The sequence below is a fragment of the Acidovorax sp. GW821-FHT09B03 genome, assembly GCF_059418305.1.
In genome coordinates this window covers 369,141-387,210 of sequence record NZ_JBWKPP010000001.1, presented here as the reverse complement: position 1 = coordinate 387,210, position 18,070 = coordinate 369,141, and the positions used below count along the sequence as shown (strand labels likewise).

Below are 18,070 nucleotides of genomic sequence, written 5' to 3'. Positions count from 1 at the left end.
TTGCGTAAAACTTCTCAAAATGCAGAATTCCGGCCATTCATATTGAAATAAGCGCAACCGGAAGCAACAAACCAGCGGAGAAGTTAATGGCCCATGTACTTATGGAAACACGGATGCCAAATGAATACACATGTGACAGCGGCGCTGACGACCCGCGGTAGCGCGTTGTGCTTGGATGTTGTATGCAGATGCGGGAGCTGGGCCGGGGTGGCGTCGGTGCTGGCGGTGGCCCTGCTGCCCCTCGCAAGGGCCCGAGGGCCTTCGTCGCCTGCCTGCCGCAGTCCACCGGCGCAAGGGGTTGCCGGACCGGGCCGGCATGGGTTCAGTCGGGGCTTCGCGCGCGCCGCAACTGCTCCAGCCGCTGGTAGAGCCGATGGGTCTCGCCCAGGTGTTCGGGCGTGGGGGGCAGGGGTTGGGCGTGCGTTGGCAACGGATCGCCTTCGAATCGGTCGTGCGAGTGCTTGGAGTGGAAACCCGAGCGTGCCTGCAGCGCGGCCAGTTCGGTGGGGCTGCACTCCATGCCCAGGGTGTCCAGCAGCCCGTGCCAGATCACCGCGGGAAGCTGCCCATAGTCCATCAGCACCAGGTCCGATGTGGTCGCCGCCTCGAGTCCGCAGCGGTACAGGCTTTCAAGCACCCGGATGGCATGGCCGTCCAGGTCTCCGGGGGCCAGTTCCGGGGCCCCGGGGCGGTGCAGCATGTCCGCCAGCCGCGACAGGTCGATCAAGCCTGGCACCATCTGCCGGCCGCGCTGGCGGCGGTGGGAGGCCAGCACTTCGCTGGGCTCGCGGTACAGGAACACGACGGGGGTGCCCGGAAACGCGGCCTGCACGAACGGAATCCAGGGCAGGTGCCAGCAGTCGAACTTGATCACCAGGTGCCGCTCCGCAGGGCTGCGCCGCTGCCCCAGGGCGGCCACCAGCCGCTGCAAGGTCCGGGCGCCGCCGCTGTGCTCCGGGTGCCGATGGTGCAGCCGGAAGAAGGCGTTGAGGGCCGGGGGCTCCGACATCACGATGCACTGCGGCGAGGTGGCCAGCGCCTGCGTGAGCAGCGTGGAGCCGCAGCGCGAGACGTGGAAGATGAAGGCCGCGGGGGGCACGCTGTCGGGCAGGTCCTCCAGTGCGGACAGGGGCGTGCTGCAGACCCGGCGGTCCGGCGCTGCCTGCCAGGCCAGGGTGTCATCGAAGAAGGGGGCGGTGAAGCGCTGCTCGCCCATGAAGCGCCACCAGACCGTGGCCGGGTCGTGCTGCAGGCTCACCGGGAACCAGCCGTGCAGCGATTGCCGCTCGGCCGGGCCCACCTCACGGCCGCGCAGCAGTGCCTGTTCTTCGAGCATGGGTTTCCTCCAATCGGGTGGCCAGCTGCGCTGCGCTGGCATGGCCGCCGGCGCGCAGCGCGGCAATGACCTGCAGCACGTTGCCGTCGTGGATGGAGGCATCGCCATAGGGCGGGCTTTCGCGCAGCACCCCGCCGGCGGACAGGAACAGCTGTTCCAGCCACGGGTTGGTGACGCAGTCGATCATCAGGTGGATGCGGGCCTGCGGGCTGCGGTTGTGGGCGCCGTGCAGGCAGCTGGCATTGAGGTACCAGGCATCGCCGGCCGAGAAATGGACCTCTTCGCCTTCGATGCGGTAGGTGGCCAGCGGCGAGGTCTGCACGGGAATGTGCAGGCGGGTCAGGCCGTCTTCCAGTGCGCTGCCCTGGTCCCGGTGCTCGTGGATCACCCCTGCGGCTTCCAGCCCCATCAGGCGGATGGAGGTCTTCTCGCATTGGAACTGGTCGATGGCATGCCGGAAGTAGGGGCAGCGCGCGAGGATGGGGGTGTCCTCGAAGCGGCCGCCATTCACCGGCACGATGTGGTCCGCACGGCCATCGACCGAGCGCAAGGGCACGCATCCCCAGCCTTTTTCGTAGGCGGCGGTGTTGAAGTGGCCGATCCATTCCGAAGGGGCCACGCGCTGCAGGTCTTCCTGCAGGCGGGCCAGGTCGAAGGCCATGGGCAGCTTCAGGTAGGGGGTGGGTGCGATGGTGCGGTTCATGCGTGCTCCCCCCGCCAGACCATCTGCGCGTGGGTACCGTCTTCGGACGTGGTGGCGAATCCCAGCCTGCGGTACAGGCTCTGCGCTGCGTGGTTGCCATGGGCCACGGCCAGGCACAGCGGCAGCCCTTGCGCCAGGGCATGGGCCTGCAGCGCCTGCAGCACGGCGGTGGCGGCGCCGCTGCGGCGGGCCTCGGGGACGATGGCGATGTCCACCACACGCAGGTCTTGCGCTGCAGCGTCCACCACCACACGGCCAATGGGCCGGCCTGAGCGCAGCAGGAGCCACTGGCGGGCCTCGGGGAACTGGCGGCGGAACCCGGCTTCCTGCGCGTTCTGCTGCATGGCCAGCAGGGGCAGCAACTGCGCGGGATCCGGCAGGGCCTGCCGCAGGTCCTCACGGGTGGAGGCATACAGCGCCTGCACAAAGGCCTGGTCGGTATCGGTCCTGTCCCGCAGGGCAAAGGGTTCTGGCAATGGGTACACAGTGGATAACCGGCGGTACGGTGTGTGGTCGGGTCGTGGAAACCTGCCTATTCTGGCAAAGGGAACGGCCATCCTCCAACGATTGGATCACTCTTCAGCGGATGCAACCGTGGTATCCGGTTCGAAATGCTCAAGGCCGTACTCGGCAGTCGCTCCGCCGCATGCTGCCGGCATGGCCCGGTTCCGCGCCATGGGGCGCTGTTTGGCAAGGCAATGCCGCCCTCCGGGCGAGGGTACGTCCTGCCTTGTCCCAACGGTGCGCAGGGGCTTGGCGCAGCCGCTAGCCTGCTGCTTTCCAACCCGGACAGCAAAACTGTCCCACCCATATAAGCAGATTCGCTTACTAGGGTTTTTACCGAACGCGGCCTACAATCCCTTCCCCCGGAACGTGTAAGCATGTTCCTACAAGAGCTGACCGACGCCTTGCGCACACCCCAAGCTGGAGACAATTGAATGCCCGAGAACACCACGGCCGAGAACAACAACAACCATCCCGACAAGCGCGCCCAGCTGCGCCGCGCGGCTCTCGAGTACCACGAGTTTCCCAAGCCCGGCAAGATCGCCATCGCGGCGACCAAGCAGATGATCAACCAGCACGATCTCGCGCTGGCCTACTCGCCCGGCGTGGCCGCGCCCTGCGAGGAGATCGTCAAGGACCCCAATGCCGCCTTCAAGTACACCGCGCGCGGCAACCTGGTCGGTGTGGTGACCAACGGCACGGCCGTGCTCGGCCTGGGTGACATCGGCCCGCTGGCGGGCAAGCCGGTCATGGAGGGCAAGGGCGTGTTGTTCAAGAAGTTCTCGGGCATCGACGTGTTCGACATCGAGATCAACGAGAAGGACCCCGAGAAGCTGGTCGAGATCATCGCCAGCCTGGAGCCGACCTTCGGCGGCATCAACCTCGAGGACATCAAGGCGCCCGACTGCTTCTACATCGAGCGCAAGCTGCGCGAGCGCATGAAGATCCCGGTCTTCCACGACGACCAGCATGGCACGGCGATCGTGGTTGGCGCCGCCATCCTCAACGGCCTGAAGGTGGCGGGCAAGAATCCAGAGGACGTTAAGCTCGTGACCTCGGGCGCCGGCGCGGCCGCCCTGGCCTGCCTGGGCCTGCTGGTCAAGCTGGGCATCCGGCGCGAGAACATCTGGGTGACCGACCTGGCCGGCGTGGTCTACGAAGGCCGCACCGAACTCATGGACGAGGACAAGATCCAGTTCGTGCAGAAGACCTCGGCGCGCACGCTCAGCGAAGTGATCGAAGGTGCCGACGTGTTCCTGGGCCTGTCCGCCGGTGGCGTGCTCAAGCAGGACATGGTGCGCAAGATGGCGCCACGTCCGCTGATCTTCGCGCTGGCCAACCCCAACCCCGAGATCCAGCCCGAAGACGTGAAGGCCGTGCGCGACGACGCCATCATGGCCACCGGCCGCACGGACTACCCCAACCAGGTCAACAACGTCCTGTGCTTCCCCTACATCTTCCGCGGGGCGCTGGACAGCGGCGCGACCACCATCACGCTGGAGATGGAGATCGCCGCGGTGCACGCCATCGCCCAGCTGGCCCAGGCCGAGCAGAGCGAGGTGGTGGCCGCTGCCTACGTGGGTGAGCAACTGGCCTTCGGCCCCGAGTACCTGATCCCCAAGCCCTTCGATCCGCGGCTGATGATGATGATCGCCCCGGCCGTGGCCCAGGCCGCCGCCGACAGCGGCGTGGCCCTGCGCCCCATCACCGACATGGATGCCTACCGTGACCAGCTGCAAAGCTTCGTCTACGCCTCGGGCACCATGATGAAACCCATCTTCGCCGCCGCAAAGGCCGCCAGCAAGAAGCGCGTGGCCTATGCCGAAGGCGAGGAAGAGCGCGTGCTGCGCGCCGCCCAGATCGTGGTCGATGAGCGCATCGCGCGCCCCACGCTGATCGGCCGCCCCGCCGTGATCGCCGAGCGCATCCAGAAGTTCGGCCTGCGCCTGCGCGAGGGTGTGGACTACGACATCGTCAACGTCGAGCAGGACCACCGCTACCGCGACTTCTGGCAGACCTACCACCGCATGACCGAGCGCAAGGGCGTGACGGTGCAGATCGCCAAGATCGAGATGCGCCGCCGCCTGGCATTGATCGGCTCCATGCTGCTGCACAAGGGCGAGGTCGACGGCCTGATCGTGGGCACCTGGGGCCACACCGCCCTGCACCTGAACTACATCGACCAGGTGATTGGCAAGCGCGCGGGTGTGTGCACCTACGCCTGCATGAACGGCCTGCTGCTGCCCGACCGCCAGGTGTTCCTGGTGGACACGCACGTCAACTACGACCCCACGGCCGAGCAGCTGGCCGAGATCACCGTGATGGCGGCCGAGGAGATGATGCGTTTTGGCATCAAGCCGCGCGCCGCCCTGCTCTCGCACTCCAACTTTGGCAGCAGCAACCAGCCCAGCGCGGTGAAGATGCGCCAGACCCTGGAACTGCTGCGCGTGCAGGCCCCCTGGCTGGAAGTGGACGGCGAGATGCACGGCGACGTGGCGCTGGACGGCAAGGCCCGTGCGGCCATCATGCCGCACAGCGATCTCATCGGCGATGCCAATCTGCTGGTGCTGCCCAATATCGACGCCGCCAATATCTCCTACAACCTGCTCAAGACGGCGGCCGGCGGAAACATCGCGATCGGCCCCGTGCTGCTGGGTGCTGCGCAGCCGGTGCACATCCTGACGGCGAGCGCCACGGTGCGCCGCATCGTCAACATGACAGCTCTCACCGTGGCCGATGCCAACGCTTCTCGATAAGTGATTTATTGATAGCGAGCACTAACTTATATTGCTTGCAACTCCCTTGAGCGCCTGCCCAATCTTTGTGCAGGCGCTTGCTTTTTGGGGACCGTTGAGTCACACTACGGGCTCGAAATTTCGGGTTAACCCGTAGTTTCTGAAAGGTGTTGTTGATGCTGAAGGCTGTAGCCACCCGGGCGCGCAAAGCAGGGTTTTTGTGTGTGGTGGGTGTTGCGTTTGCTCTTTCCCCGATGGTGGGGCAGGCCCGCCAATCCCCCTCCACCCACGGTTCCACCACCCCTATCGCACTGGCCGAGTTGCCGCCCCAGGGACGTGCGACGTATGCGCTGATCCGTGAAGGAGGCCCGTTTCCGTACGACAAGGACGGATCGGTTTTCGGCAATCGAGAGCGGCTGTTGCCCGCCTACAAGCGCGGCTACTACCGTGAATACACCGTCAGAACACCAGGTTCGCGCGACCGGGGAGCCCGGCGTATCGTGTGTGGCGGCAAGCCCCGGGTACCGGACGCCTGCTACTACACCAGCGACCACTACGCCAGTTTTCGCGAAATCATCGAAAAATGACGCCCGATGCACCACGCACCGCCCGGTTTGTCCGGCGGTGGGCGGTGCGCGCTCTTGAATCCCCCAACCGGCAGTCGGCCCCCGTGGACTGGCGGATACCCGAAGTTTTTGGACTTTATAAAGAAAGAGTAGCGGAGATGCAGACGCCACTTCGTAAAGACCTGGAAACGCCACTGCGTGGCGTGCGCACCAACATCGTGCAGTCCATCCGCGCGTTTCGCGTGCAGGACCTGCAGGATGCAGCCACTTCCCTGGGCCAACATTTCCTGTACGCCAATCTGGCCCACGCCCAGTCCAAGCAGGACGTGCTGGACCTGATCGCCGGGCAGTTCACCTTCCCGTCGCACTTCGGCAAGAACTTCGATGCGCTGTACGACTGCATGACGGATCCCTTGCACAAATCGGGCCCGCAGCCCGGCTTCATCGTGGTGCTGGAACAGATCCCGGCCACGGGCAAGTTCGACAAGGAAGCGCGTGAGCAGCTGCTCGACATCTTCCGAGACGCTGCCGACTACTGGAGCGACCGCAAGATCCCGTTCCGCTGTTTCTATTCTTTTCTGTAGCCCGTTCTGCATCCACCAGCCAAGCAGAACGGGCGAACGAGGCTACCGGAGCACAGACCAAGGTCCAAGGCATCGAGATCCCCGCCGACCCTGCCGAGAAGATGCCCACTGACAAGTTGGTGGACGTGTCCCCCCTGGCGCTGCGCATGAGCAGCCCTTTCAACGCGGGCTACTGGCTCAGCGCTGCATGACCCCCTGCCGCCCTGGGCGGCAGCATTGAACCCTGCCGCCTTGCGCGGCAGCCTTCCAAGCCCACCACGGCACGCCTGCATGCGCCAGCGCGCAGCTGCGGGCGCGGCATCGCCGTCCGTCAGGCGCCCTGGCCCATCGCCGCAGCCAGGGCCACGTACTCGTCCACGGGCACTTCCTCGGCACGGCGTTGGGTGTCGAAAGTGCCGGGGTAGGCCTTGGCTTCGAGCCAGCGGCCCAGGGTGTGGCGCAGCAGCTTGCGGCGCTGGCTGAAGGCGACCTGGACCAGCTCTTCGAGCAGGCGTTCGTTCAGGGCGACCGGGGCCTCGCGGGGCACCATGCGCACCACGGCGCTGTCCACGCGCGGGGGCGGGTCGAAGCTCTCGGGCGGCACGAAGAGCACGTTCTCCATCGCGTAGCGCCACTGCAGCATCACCGACAGGCGGCCATAGTCCGAGGTGGACGGGCTGGCCACCATGCGGTCGATCACTTCCTTTTGCAGCATGAAATGCTGGTCCTCGATCACCGCCACGTGCGCCAGCAGGTGGAACAGGATGGGCGTGGAGATGTTGTAGGGCAGGTTGCCCACCACGCGCAGCTTCAGCGCCGGCTGCTCCACGCGCGCGCGCCAGTCCTGCGCCAGCTGCGTGAAATCGACCTTGAGCACATCCGACTCAATCACCTCGAGCTGCCCATGCAGGCGCAGCCGCAGCGCCAGGTCGCGGTCCAGCTCGATCACCGTGAGGCGCCCCAGCCGCTCCACCAGCGGCTGCGTCAGCGCCGCCAGCCCCGGCCCGATCTCCACCATGGGCTGGCTCGCCTGCGGCGCAATGGCGTCCACGATGCCATCGATGATGCCCTTGTCGGACAGGAAATGCTGGCCGAAGCGCTTGCGGGGAATGTGTTTCATGTCAATTGCATGTGCGCGTGGCCTATCGGCCCGCGTGGGGAAAGAAGCAAGAGCGCCCGAGGTCGAGCGCGCTTTCAGCGAATGATGCCCCATCGGCAGACACGAGGCTACCGGGCTGGTGGCCCCAACCCCCGCACCTCGCGGAGTTCGCCTGATTGATCATCCACGGCACGAGACCTGGGGGCGGACCGGCCGCAGCGCCGGGCCGCCCCAAGCAAGGCCAGCCCCCTCGGGGGGCAGGGAGCGACACGCAGTGCGCGACCGTGGGGGCTCTATTTACTGCGGTGGTTCCCGGTACTCGACATAGGCGCGGCCGCGCAGTTCCTGTGCCCAGGTGGCGTAGGCGTCCTCGATCTTCTTCTCGCGCACGGCGTCGCGCACCATGTCGCGCTGCTCGCGCTGCGTGAGCTTGGCCTCGCGGCGTTCCATGAGCTGGATCAGGTGCACGCCAAAGCGCGAAACCAGGGGCTCGCTGATGTCGCCGGGCTTGAGCGTGCTGAGCGCCTGCTCGAATTCGGGCACATAGCGGCCGGGGCTGGCCCAGCCCAGGTCGCCGCCCTGCTTGGCGCTGCCATCCACCGAGTTCTCGCGCGCCAGGGTGGCAAAGTCGGCCTGTCCGGCCAGGATGCGGCGGCGGTAGTCGGCCAGCCGTGCCGCGGCCGCGGCCTCGGTCAGCTGCGCGCTGGGGCGCAGCAGGATGTGCCGCGCGTGGTTCTGCACCACGGTCGACGGCAGGCCGGCCACATTGCGCTCCACCACCTTCAGGATGTGAAAGCCTGCGGGCGAGCGCACGGGGCCTACGATGCCGCCCACGGGTTGGCCCTGCACGGAGTTGACGAACAGGTCGGGGTAGCGGTCGGCCGGGCGCAGGCCCAGCAGGCCGCCGGCGCGCTTGCCTTCGGGCGCATCCGAGAACTCGGCCGCCACGGCGGCAAAGTCGCTGCCGGCGGCGCGTGCCTTGTCGGCGGCGCTCTGCGCGCGGGCCTGCAACTGCGCCACCTGGGTGGGCGTGGCGTTCTCGGGCACCAGCACCAGCACGTGGCCGAGGTTGATCTCCATGGCCGAGGCATCGGCACCCGACTGCTGCTCGCGCAGGAACTGGTCGATGTCCTGGTCGTTGACCCGGACCTTGGCGTCCACATCGCGCTCGCGCAGGCGCTGCAGCAGCAACTGGCTGCGCAGCTCCTCGCGAAAGCGTTCCTTGCTCGTGCCGTCGCGGGCCAGGCGCCGGTGCATGTCCTCGAGCGTCATGCCGTTCTGCTGGGCAATGCCCTGCTCGGCCTGGCTGAGGGCGAATTCCTCGACCTTGACGCCGCTTTCCTTGGCCAGCTGCATCTGGGCCTTTTCCAGGATCAGGCGTTCGAGCACCTCGCGCGCCAGCAGGTCGCGCGGGGGCCGGTTGCCACCCTGCTGCTGTGCCAGCTGCTGTTCGGCCCGGGCCAGGCGGGCACGCACCTCGTTGTTGGTGACGGGCTCGGAGTTGACCACCGCCACGATGAAGTCGGCTGATTGCGGGCCCTGGCTCGCAGCGGGCACGGGCAGGCCCAGGGCCGGGGCGGCAGCGGCGGCCGGCCGGCCGGTGTTGCCCTGGATGCGCAGGCCCTGCGCGAATGCGCCCCCGGAGGCGAGGGCGGCCAGGCAGGCAAGTGCCAGTGCGGAAACACGGTGGTTCATGGCGGTGTCAGTCAGTCGTAGTTGCTGAAGCGGCTGGGCGAGCCAACCTGGTCGCGCAGGTTCTGGTAGCGCGGCACATTCTGCTTGAAGGTGTCGAGGGGGCTGGAGCCCAGGCTGAGGCGGGAGAACCCGACGAACTCGATCTGGAACAACAGGCGGGTGTTGGAGGTGGAGACGCTGTTCTGCAGGCGCTCCAGCACCACGCGGCCGATCCAGCAGCAGCCGTCGTATTCGAGGCCGACCACGCTGTCCACCAGCTTGCGGTCCTGCATGCTGAAGTTCAGGCGACCGATGGTGTACCAGCGGCCGGGGCCCTGGCCGCGGCCCGGGCCCAGGTCCTGGCCCTTGTCGCCCCACAGGTCGTTGAGCGGCCATTGCCAGCCGATGTCGATCTGCTCGCTGGTGCCGCGCTGGAAGCGGTAGGCGGCGCTCACGGTGCGGTAGTTGCCCGGGCTGTACCGCGCGCCGATGGTCGAGCGGATGGAGCGCCGGGTCTTGGGGTTGTACTGCACCGTGGAGTCGTAGGCCCAGTTCTTCGTCCAGTTGATGCCCGCGCCCAGCAGGATGTCCGACAGGCGCTCGCTCACCGGGGCGGCACCCGGCAGGGTCACCTGCTGGTCAGAGAAGCGCACGCGCTGCGCCACGCCGAAGCGCGCCGCCTCGGCACCCGAGTCGGGGTCGATCAGGCGCGTGGTCACGCCCATGGTCAGCAGGTTGTTGTCCGCCAGCCGGTCGTTGCCGCCGAACGAGTTCTCGGTGTAGATCGTGGCGAAGTTGAAGTCGTTGAGCGCCGTGTCGTACAGCGGCAGCTTGCTCTGGTCGCGGTAGGGCGTGTAGGTGTAGAACGCCCGGGGCTCCAGGGTCTGCAGGAAGGAGCGGCCGAAGAAGCTGGCATCGCGCTCGAACACCAGGCCGCTGTCCAGGCTGAAGGTCGGCAGCGTGCGGCTGGCCGAGCGCGAGCCGTCGCTGAGCGGGCCGTCGAACTGGTACTGCGTGGTGTGCAGCTGCAGGCGTGGCGTGATGAAGCCGGCCGGCGCAAGGAACGGCCGGCTGATCTGCGCCACTGCGAAGGAGCGGTTGGCGTCGGGCTGCTTGGTCAGGAAGCGGTCGGCCTGGAAGCGCGTGGTGTCCAGCTCGACGCTGGCGTCGAAGCCGCCGGGCAGCATCGTCGGCTCATAGCGCCAGACCAGTTGCGGCATGCGGTCGTAGGGCGGCACGATGGGCGCCGACACGTCCTGCAGCGTCTGCCACTTGAGGGCCCGCGCGCGCACCGACATGTCGCCGCTGCCCCAGGTCAGCGTGGCATCGCCGGGCAGGAGGCGCTGGCGCAGCGGTTCGGAGACGCGGCCGAAGTCGCGCCAGTAGTTGTCGTCGCTCACCCGGTTGAGGTTCAGGCTCAGGTTCAGGCCGCCCACGGGCGAGGCGATCAGGGCGTCGTGCTTGCCCGTGAAGCCCCAGCGGTCGCGGTCGCGCAGGCGGTCCGAAGGCATGTAGTCGCCGCTGATCTCGCCCTTGTAGGTGGGCTCCAGGTAGCGGAACTCACCGCCCAGGTTGGTGCCGCGCTTGGAGAGCAGCGCCGCGCGCAGCGTGGCATCGCGGTTGGGCGCGATGTTCCAGTAATAGGGCTGCGAATAGGCCACGCCATCGCGGCTGTCCAGCCCGAAGGACGGGGGCAGCAGGCCCGACTTGCGCTTGTCCGACAGCGGGAAGGTGATGCGCGGGATCGGCAGCAGCGGGATGCCCTTGAACTCCAGCACCGCGTCCTCGGCCGTGCCCACTTCCTCTTCGCGGTCGATGCGGATGGTCTTGGCGCGCAGCACCCAGTCGGGCTGCCATGAGGCCTCGTCGTTCTTCTGGCAGGTGGTGTAGGTGGCGTCGTGGACGATGGAGCGCTGGCGGTCAATGAAATCCACGCGCGAGGCATCTCCGTGGGCCTGGGTGGCCAGGAAGCGGTAGCGCGCGTCGTTGAAGAAGCCCTCGAAGGCCTCCACCCGCAGGTCGAGCGCCGTGCCTTCATAGACATTGCCGGCGCGGTTGATGCGCACCGAGCCGCGTGCCTTGGCCAGGTCTTCGGGCACGTCGTAGTCCAGCCGGTCGGCGCGGATCACCGTGTCTCCCCGGCGCAGCTCGGCGTTGCCTTCGATGGTGGCGTTCAGGTCTGTCTGCCCGCTGATGTGGTCACCGGTGACGAAGATCGGCAGCTTGGGCCGCACCGCCTCGGGAATGTTCTCCTGCAGCTGGGGCGAGGTGCGCAGCGCCGGGGGGGCATCCCAGGCGCTGGGCGTGTTGCCGTCCTGCGCCAGGGCGGCCAACGGCAGGCCGCACCAGGCGAGGGCCACGCCATAGGCCAGTGCGCGCGGCACCGGCGGGCGCAGCCGCGCTCCGGGTGCCGTGGCGGGCCGGGTCCGGGAGGAAGGGGTCTGCACGGTGGGGGGCTTGCGGCGTGGCACGTGGGACGGTAGGGGCTGTATCAGAAGAAGGGAACCCGCTCCAGGGAACGGGTTTGTAAAATCGGATTATCCATGAGCCACCCTTTCCCCCCACCTTCCTCCCCCCCACCCGCCGGTGCGGCGGTGGCAACTCCCTCTTCCTCCACGGTCGCCTGGCCTGACGCCGCACGCCACAGCGCCTTCGACGCCTGGCTGGCGCCCCTGGTGGGCGGCCACCAGCTGAAGCCCGAAACACTGCGCCCGGCATCGGCCGATGCGAGCTTTCGGCGCTACCTGCGCATCGACACCACGCTGGGCACGAGCTGCATCGTGATGGATGCCCCGCCCGACAAGGAGAACTGCCGCCCCTTCGTGCAGGTGCAGCGCCTGCTGGCCGATGCCCGCCTGAACGTGCCGCAGATCCTGGCCTGGGACGAGGCCGGCGGTTTCATGCTGCTGTCCGACCTGGGGCACCAGACGCTGATCGAGCTGCTCGACCCCGAGAAGCCCCGTGACGCCTATGCCTGGTACCAGCAGGCCACGGACGTGCTGCTGCAGTGGCAACTGGCCTCGAAGCCCGGCGTGCTGCCCGTCTACGACGAAGCGCTGCTGCGCCGCGAACTGGCGCTGTTCCCCGACTGGTACCTGGCGAAGCACCGCGGTGTGACGCTCGATGCCGGGCAGCAGGCCACGCTCTCGGGCGCGTTCGACGCCATCGTGGCGCACAACCTCGCGGCCCCGCAGGTCTACGTGCACCGCGACTTCATGGCGCGCAACCTCATGGTGCCGGTGCAGGAGGGAGCGCCGCTCGGAGTGCTCGACTTCCAGGACGCGGTCTACGGCCCCATCACCTACGACATCGCCAGCCTGATGCGCGACGCCTTCATCAGCTGGGAAGAGGAATTTGTCATCGACATTACCGTGCGTTACTGGGAGAAGGCCCGCAAGGCCGGCCTGCTGGGCGCCAACAGTGCCAGCGGCTGGGGCGACGACTTCGGCGAGTTCTACCGCAGCGTGGAATGGATGGGCCTGCAGCGGCACTTCAAGGTGGCCGGCATCTTCGCGCGCCTGACCCTGCGCGACGGCAAGCCCAGGTACCTGGCCGATGCGCCGCGCTTCCTCCACTACATCCGCGCCACGACCAACCGCTACCGCCAGCTGGGCCCGCTGCTGAAGATGCTGGATGGCATCGAGGGCACCGAGGCGCCGATGGGCTATGCCTTTGGTCGCGTTTGAATGAAGCACCCCCTGAGTCGCTTCGCGCCTTCACCCCTCTCTCATATTGCTTCGCAATCTGGGAGGGGGACGCCCCCAGCGCGGCGGGGCGGCCCTTGCGCGGGGGCACTGGCTTGGACCGTGCCAGTTTTTGTGCGTTGCGGGTTGCGTTCGGCGCCATGGGAAATTGATATGCCATTGAAGAGATAACGTACATGCCCCGCTTCCATTGCCCCGTGGATCTCGCTCCCGGCGCCGAGATCGAACTGCCTCCGGGCGCCGCCCGCCATGTGCAGGTGCTGCGTCTGCAGCCCGGTGACGCCATCACCCTGTTCCACGGGGGCCAGGACGGCCCTGGTGGCGAATTCGAGGCCACCGTGCTGCGCATGGGCCGCAGCGACGTGCGCGTGCAGGTCGGCGCCCACCATGCCGTCGAGCGCGAGGCGCCGCGCGCCGTGCACCTGCTGGCCGGCATCACCGCCAACGAGCGCATGGACTGGCTCGTGGAGAAGGCCGCCGAACTGGGCGTGGCCAGCATCACCCCGCTGGTGGCCGAGCGCAGCGTGCTCAAGCTCAAGGGCGAGCGCGCCGACAAGAAAATCGCCCACTGGCAGGCCGTGGCCGTGGCCGCCTGCGAGCAGTGCGGGCGCAACCGCGTGCCCGTGGTGCACGGTGCCGTCGACCTGGCCGCCTGGTTGCGTGCGCAGGCCCTGCAGCCGGGCACCCCCGGTGCGGCGCAGCGCCTGCTGCTGTCCTTGCGGGCGGGTACCGTGCCGCTGCACACGGGGGCGGCAGGCAACGGGCCGGTGGTGTTTCTCTCGGGCCCCGAAGGTGGCCTGAGCGCGGCCGAGGAGGATCTGGCGCTGCAGCACGGTTTTGCGCCCGTCACCCTGGGGGCGCGCGTGCTGCGGGCCGAAACGGCGCCCCTGGCGGCCCTCGCCGCGCTCACCCTGGCCTGAGCCAGGAACGGACGCGACACAAAAAAGCCCCACGCAGGGGGCCCCGCCCGTAAAATCGCGGGCAGCGCCGCTGGCCCAGCGCGCCCAACCCGGGCGATGGGCCCTTGGCAGGAGAGGCAGGCCCCCTTGCACAAACCCACCCACTGGCGGCGGCTGGTGGGCTCCATCCTTCCCACGGACCGTCGGCAGCGCACGATAGGCAGCATGGCCTTGCTTGCGCTGCTGCTCATGATCGGCAGCTCGGGCGTGATGCTCATGCTCGCGCATGCCGGCATGACCGCCCACGAAGAGGCGGTCCAGTGGTGGGCCGCGGTGTCGGTGGGCGGCCTCATGGTGATGACCGCCATGGTCTTCAGCGGCTGGTCCGCGCGGCTGCCGGACCCCTCCCTCACCATGGCCCAGATGGCCTGGACCATCACCAGCGGCGCCGTGGCCTATGTGCTCGCGGGTGACGCGCGCGGCGTGGTGCCCGCCGTGCTGGCCATGATCCTGTTCTTCGGCACCTTCGGCCTGACGCTGGCGCAGGTCGTGGGCATTGGCAGCTATGCGCTGGCGGCCTTCGTGGTGGCGGTGGCCGCAGCGGCGCGCTTCAATGCCGGCACCTATGGCGTCGTGGACACGGCCTATGCGCTCATGGTGCTGCTGGTGCTGGCGGGCTCCATTGCCCTGAACCTGCGCATCCAGAACATCCGCCTGCGCCTGCGCCTGCAGCGCGAGGCCCTGGCCCAGGCCCTGGCTGAGAACCGCGAACTGGCCATGCGCGACGAACTCACCGGCCTGCTCAACCGCCGCGCCATGCTCGACCTGATGCTGCTCGAGCAGCGGCGCAGCCTGCGCAGCGGGCGCCCGCTGCTGCTGGCGCTGCTGGACATCGACCACTTCAAGCCCATCAACGACCTGCACGGCCATTCCACCGGCGACCGGGCGCTGCAGGCCTTCACCGCCGCCGTGCGCGGCAGCGTGCGCGACACCGACGTGCTGGCCCGCTGGGGCGGCGAGGAGTTCGTGCTGATGCTCTGCGATACCCGCCTGGAAGACGGGATGGAGCTGCTCGACCGGGTGCGCAGCGCGGTGGCCCAGCTCCAGGTGCTGCACGTGTCCGAGGCCGTGTGCTTTACCGTGTCGGCCGGCCTGGCCCAGCACCTGCCCGGCGAGACCATTGAACACACGCTGGACCGGGCCGACCAGGCCTTGTACACGGCCAAGGCGCTCGGGCGCAACCGCGTGGCGGTGGCCCCTTCGCCCCGGCCGCTGGGGGCCTCCGGGGCGCACCTGCGGTCCTGAGCAACCGGTATGGCGGGATGGCGCGGGTACCATCCTGGCATGAGCACCCATTACGAAACCCTGCAGCACGCCAGCGCCTACCCCGAATCCCTGGGCGTGCCGGCGCCCGATGCGCTGGGCGAGCAACACCTGTGGCCGCGCAAGAGCGGCTTTTTCATCCGGCTGCCCGCCACGCCGGAGGTCGCGGTGGCCGAGGGCGAAGGGGGGGATGCGGGCCCAGCCCCCGGGCGGCGCCGGGAACTGGTGCCCGCGCAATGGGGCCTGGTACCCCACTGGGTCAAGTCGGCGTCCGACGGCAAGCTGCGCGCGCCCAAGCTGGTCAACGCCAAGTCCGACCTGGCCTCCACGGCGACGGCGTTCCGCGACGCCTGGCTCCAGGGCCAGCGTTGCATCGTGCCCATGGCGGCCTTCTACGAGGACGACTTTCGCCAGGGCAGCAAGGCCCGCCCCACCCGCATCGCGCGCGTGGACGGCAAGCCCATGGGCGTGGCAGGGCTGTGGGCGCGCTGGCAGGGGCCGGACGGCGAGGTGCTGCTCAGCTATGCGCTGATCACCGTGAACGCCAACAACCACGCGCTCATGCACCGCTACCAGCAGCCGGGCAGCGAAAAAAGCATGCCCGCCATCCTCAACGAAGGGGCCTACGACGCCTGGCTCGGTGCGCGCGCGGACAAGGCCAAGGAGTTCCTGCGCCAGTACCCGGCCCAGTCGCTCACGGCCAACCCGGTGGAGACCAAGGCCGACAAGGTTCCCAAAGGTTGGCTGGAGTAACCCGTCCGGGGCGCTGTGCACAATGGGCGCCCTCCCCTGCCCGCTGCGCTGAATGAACAAGAACCTCTGGCTGCTGGCCCTGTGCCAGGGCCTCTTCCTCACCAACAACGTCGTCTTCATCGCCATCAACGGGCTTGTGGGCCTGCAGCTGGCCCCTTATGGCTGGATGGCGACCCTGCCGGTGATGGGCTACGTGGTCGGCGGCGCGCTGTCGACCGCGCTGGTGGCGGCCACGCAGGCACGCTGGGGGCGCAAGGTCTCGTTCCAGATCGGCCTGGCCGTGGCCCTGTTGTCGGCAGCGTTGTGCGCCTGGGCCGCGTTCAGCGCGCAGTTCTGGCTGCTGTGCGCGGCCACCGTGGTGGCCGGCTACTACAGCGCCAACGGTCAGCTCTACCGCTTTGCCGCTGCCGAGCTGGCCGCGCCGGACTACCGCGAAAAGGCCGTCTCAGTGGTGCTCGCCGGTGGCCTGCTGGGCGCCGTGGCCGGCCCCAACCTGGCCAGTGCCACGCGCACGCTGTTCTCGGTGCCATTTGCCGGGGCCTACCTTGCGCTCATGGGCGTGGCGCTGCTGGCCATGGCCGCCATGTCGGCCATCCGCTTCGAGAAGCTGCCCGTGGTGCTGAATGCGGCGGGCCAGCCGCAGACCGGCCGGCCGCTGGCCGAGCTGATGCGCCAGCCCGCCCTGGTGGTGGCCATCCTCGGGGGGGCGCTCGGCTACGGCGTGATGAACCTGCTGATGGCCGCCACGCCGCTGGCCATGCAGGTCTGCGGCTTTGGCTTCGACCAGGCCGCGCTGGTGCTCGAGTGGCATGTGATCGGCATGTTCGCCCCGGGCTTCTTCACGGGCCACCTGATCAAGCGCCTGGGTGTGCTGCCCGTGATGGGCACGGGCGTGCTGCTCAACTTCGCCTGCGTGGCGGTGGCGCTGTCGGGGTTGGAGCTGCACCACTTCGGCATCGCCCTGTTCATGCTGGGCGTGGGCTGGAACTTCCTGTTCACGGGCGCCACCACGCTGGCGATGACGGCCTACCGCCCCGAGGAGAAGGACCGCGCGCAGGCGGCGATCAACTTCTGCGTGTTCGCCACGCTGGCGGTAAGCGCCTTCTCGTCGGGCGTGCTGGTCACCACCCAGGGCTGGACGCTGCTCAACGCGGGCTCGCTGGTGCCCATCGTGGTCACGGGCGCGGGCCTGCTATGGCTGGCCGTGCAGCGCCGCCGTTGCCCATAGTGCTTCCTTCGGCGCTTCGGCCGCGACGGCCTGCGTGAGCCAGCGCACGAAGGCGGCGACGGCGCGCTCCTCTGTCCGCTCGCGTGCGACGAACAGGCTGTAGCCGCGCAGGCCGCTGTCGACGAAGGGATGGGCCAGCGCCAGTTCGCCCGATTGCAGCTCGCGCTGCACGAAGTACTGCGGCACCAGACCCACGCCCAGGTCCGCGCGCACCGCCTCCACGAGCATGGAAAACAGATCGAACCGGTGCCCGCCCAGGCTGTGCGCCGGTGTGTGCGCGATGCCTGCATGGGCGAACCAGTCGTCCCAAGCCCCCAGGCGCGAGCTGAGCTGCAGCAGCGGCACGGCGCTGAAGTCGCCCCGTGCCATGGCGCGCCGGTGGCGCGAGCCGGGCGCGCAGACGGCGACGCAGGTCTCGCGCAGCAGCGGCTGCTGCAGGGCCCCGGGCCAGGCCGCATCGTCGTACTGCACGGCCACGTCGAACGGGATCTCGGCCATGTAGGTTTGCGTGGGGTAGACCTGCAGGTGCACGCTGCAGGCCGGCTCCTCGGCTAGGAAGGCCGGCAGGCGCGGCAGCAGCCAGCGCTCGGCAAACACCGGCACGCAGCCCAGCTGCAGGCTGGTGCCGTCGGAGCGCTGGGCCATGGCCTCGCGTGTGTGGTTCTGCAGGCGCAGCAGATCACCCGTGATCTGCGCGTGGTAGCGCCGACCCACCGCGGTCAGCTCGGTGCCGCGCGCGCTGCGCTGCACCAGCTGCAGGCCGAGCTGGCCTTCGAGCTGGCGCAGCTGCTGGCTCACGGCGCTGTGCGTCAGGCACAGCTCCTGGGCGGCCTTGCCCACGCCGTGGTGGCGCGCCACGGCATCGAAAATCAACAGGGCGCGGGTGCTGGGGATGTGGCGGTGCATGTAAGAAAAACTGACGGGATGCCAGATTAAAGCAGAGCAGAAGGTCCTCTCGCGGCCCAACAATTGCTCTGTCATCA

Annotated in this window: 15 protein-coding genes; 8 read left to right on the top strand and 7 right to left on the bottom strand. The window is 68.3% G+C overall.

Features of this window, described 5'->3' with window-relative positions:
* Positions 1–322 precede the first annotated feature (322 nt).
* From AC07PA_RS01735 to AC07PA_RS01725, 3 genes are read right to left on the bottom strand one after another with little or no spacing between them, the layout of a single operon-like run.
* On the bottom strand, positions 323–1,336 hold the full coding sequence (locus tag AC07PA_RS01735) for a sulfotransferase family protein (RefSeq protein WP_007854753.1): 1,014 nt from the start codon (positions 1,334–1,336) through the stop codon (positions 323–325).
* Positions 1,302–2,039 (bottom strand): aspartyl/asparaginyl beta-hydroxylase domain-containing protein, encoded by a 738-nt coding sequence (locus tag AC07PA_RS01730; RefSeq protein WP_494603655.1) that lies wholly within the window; start codon positions 2,037–2,039, stop codon positions 1,302–1,304. The genes AC07PA_RS01735 and AC07PA_RS01730 overlap by 35 nt, the downstream gene beginning before the upstream one ends.
* Positions 2,036–2,515: a GNAT family N-acetyltransferase gene (locus AC07PA_RS01725; RefSeq protein WP_494655359.1), complete on the bottom strand. Its 480-nt coding sequence runs from the start codon at positions 2,513–2,515 to the stop codon at positions 2,036–2,038. The genes AC07PA_RS01730 and AC07PA_RS01725 overlap by 4 nt, the downstream gene beginning before the upstream one ends.
* 462 nt (positions 2,516–2,977) lie before the next feature.
* Between AC07PA_RS01725 and AC07PA_RS01720 the strand changes: the two genes are divergently transcribed.
* The 3 genes from AC07PA_RS01720 (at position 2,978) to AC07PA_RS01710 (ending at position 6,428) form a co-directional block, all read left to right on the top strand.
* A complete protein-coding gene (locus AC07PA_RS01720) occupies positions 2,978–5,299 on the top strand; it encodes an NADP-dependent malic enzyme (RefSeq protein ID WP_007854748.1) in 2,322 nt (773 codons plus the stop codon).
* Between the two features lie 155 nt (positions 5,300–5,454).
* A complete protein-coding gene (locus AC07PA_RS01715; RefSeq protein ID WP_007854746.1) occupies positions 5,455–5,865 on the top strand; it encodes a guanyl-specific ribonuclease in 411 nt (136 codons plus the stop codon).
* A gap of 137 nt (positions 5,866–6,002) precedes the next feature.
* Positions 6,003–6,428: a barstar family protein gene (locus AC07PA_RS01710; RefSeq protein WP_007854744.1), complete on the top strand. Its 426-nt coding sequence runs from the start codon at positions 6,003–6,005 to the stop codon at positions 6,426–6,428.
* 310 nt (positions 6,429–6,738) lie between these two features.
* On the opposite strand, the gene rsmA is transcribed toward AC07PA_RS01710, so the two are convergent.
* From rsmA to AC07PA_RS01695, 3 genes are all read right to left on the bottom strand, one after another.
* Positions 6,739–7,527 (bottom strand): 16S rRNA (adenine(1518)-N(6)/adenine(1519)-N(6))-dimethyltransferase RsmA, encoded by a 789-nt coding sequence (rsmA, locus tag AC07PA_RS01705; RefSeq protein ID WP_494603661.1) that lies wholly within the window; start codon positions 7,525–7,527, stop codon positions 6,739–6,741.
* 276 nt (positions 7,528–7,803) lie between these two features.
* Positions 7,804–9,201 (bottom strand): peptidylprolyl isomerase, encoded by a 1,398-nt coding sequence (locus AC07PA_RS01700; RefSeq protein ID WP_494603663.1) that lies wholly within the window; start codon positions 9,199–9,201, stop codon positions 7,804–7,806.
* An 11-nt stretch (positions 9,202–9,212) separates the two neighbouring features.
* Complete coding sequence (locus tag AC07PA_RS01695; protein ID WP_369751450.1) at positions 9,213–11,627, bottom strand: LPS-assembly protein LptD; 2,415 nt, start codon at positions 11,625–11,627, stop codon at positions 9,213–9,215.
* A gap of 96 nt (positions 11,628–11,723) precedes the next feature.
* Here AC07PA_RS01695 and AC07PA_RS01690 point away from each other — a divergent pair, with 96 nt between their 5' ends.
* The 5 genes from AC07PA_RS01690 (at position 11,724) to AC07PA_RS01670 (ending at position 17,087) form a co-directional block, all read left to right on the top strand.
* The gene (locus tag AC07PA_RS01690; RefSeq protein ID WP_108016405.1) at positions 11,724–12,866 is read left to right on the top strand and encodes a phosphotransferase; all 1,143 of its coding nucleotides are present in this window, start codon (positions 11,724–11,726) and stop codon (positions 12,864–12,866) included.
* A 194-nt stretch (positions 12,867–13,060) separates the two neighbouring features.
* On the top strand, positions 13,061–13,804 hold the full coding sequence (locus tag AC07PA_RS01685) for a 16S rRNA (uracil(1498)-N(3))-methyltransferase (RefSeq protein WP_007859565.1): 744 nt from the start codon (positions 13,061–13,063) through the stop codon (positions 13,802–13,804).
* Between the two features lie 126 nt (positions 13,805–13,930).
* Positions 13,931–15,088 carry a diguanylate cyclase gene (locus AC07PA_RS01680; protein ID WP_494603666.1) on the top strand — a complete coding sequence of 386 codons (1,158 nt, stop codon included), beginning with the start codon at positions 13,931–13,933 and terminating at the stop codon, positions 15,086–15,088.
* 39 nt (positions 15,089–15,127) lie between these two features.
* Positions 15,128–15,859: an SOS response-associated peptidase gene (locus AC07PA_RS01675; RefSeq protein ID WP_494603668.1), complete on the top strand. Its 732-nt coding sequence runs from the start codon at positions 15,128–15,130 to the stop codon at positions 15,857–15,859.
* 52 nt (positions 15,860–15,911) lie between these two features.
* Positions 15,912–17,087 carry an MFS transporter gene (locus tag AC07PA_RS01670; protein ID WP_494603670.1) on the top strand — a complete coding sequence of 392 codons (1,176 nt, stop codon included), beginning with the start codon at positions 15,912–15,914 and terminating at the stop codon, positions 17,085–17,087.
* On the opposite strand, the gene AC07PA_RS01665 is transcribed toward AC07PA_RS01670, so the two are convergent.
* Positions 17,052–17,993, bottom strand: a complete 942-nt coding sequence (locus AC07PA_RS01665; protein WP_494603672.1) for a LysR family transcriptional regulator — start codon at positions 17,991–17,993, stop codon at positions 17,052–17,054. The two genes, AC07PA_RS01670 and AC07PA_RS01665, sit on opposite strands and share 36 nt — an antisense overlap.
* Positions 17,994–18,070 lie beyond the last annotated feature (77 nt).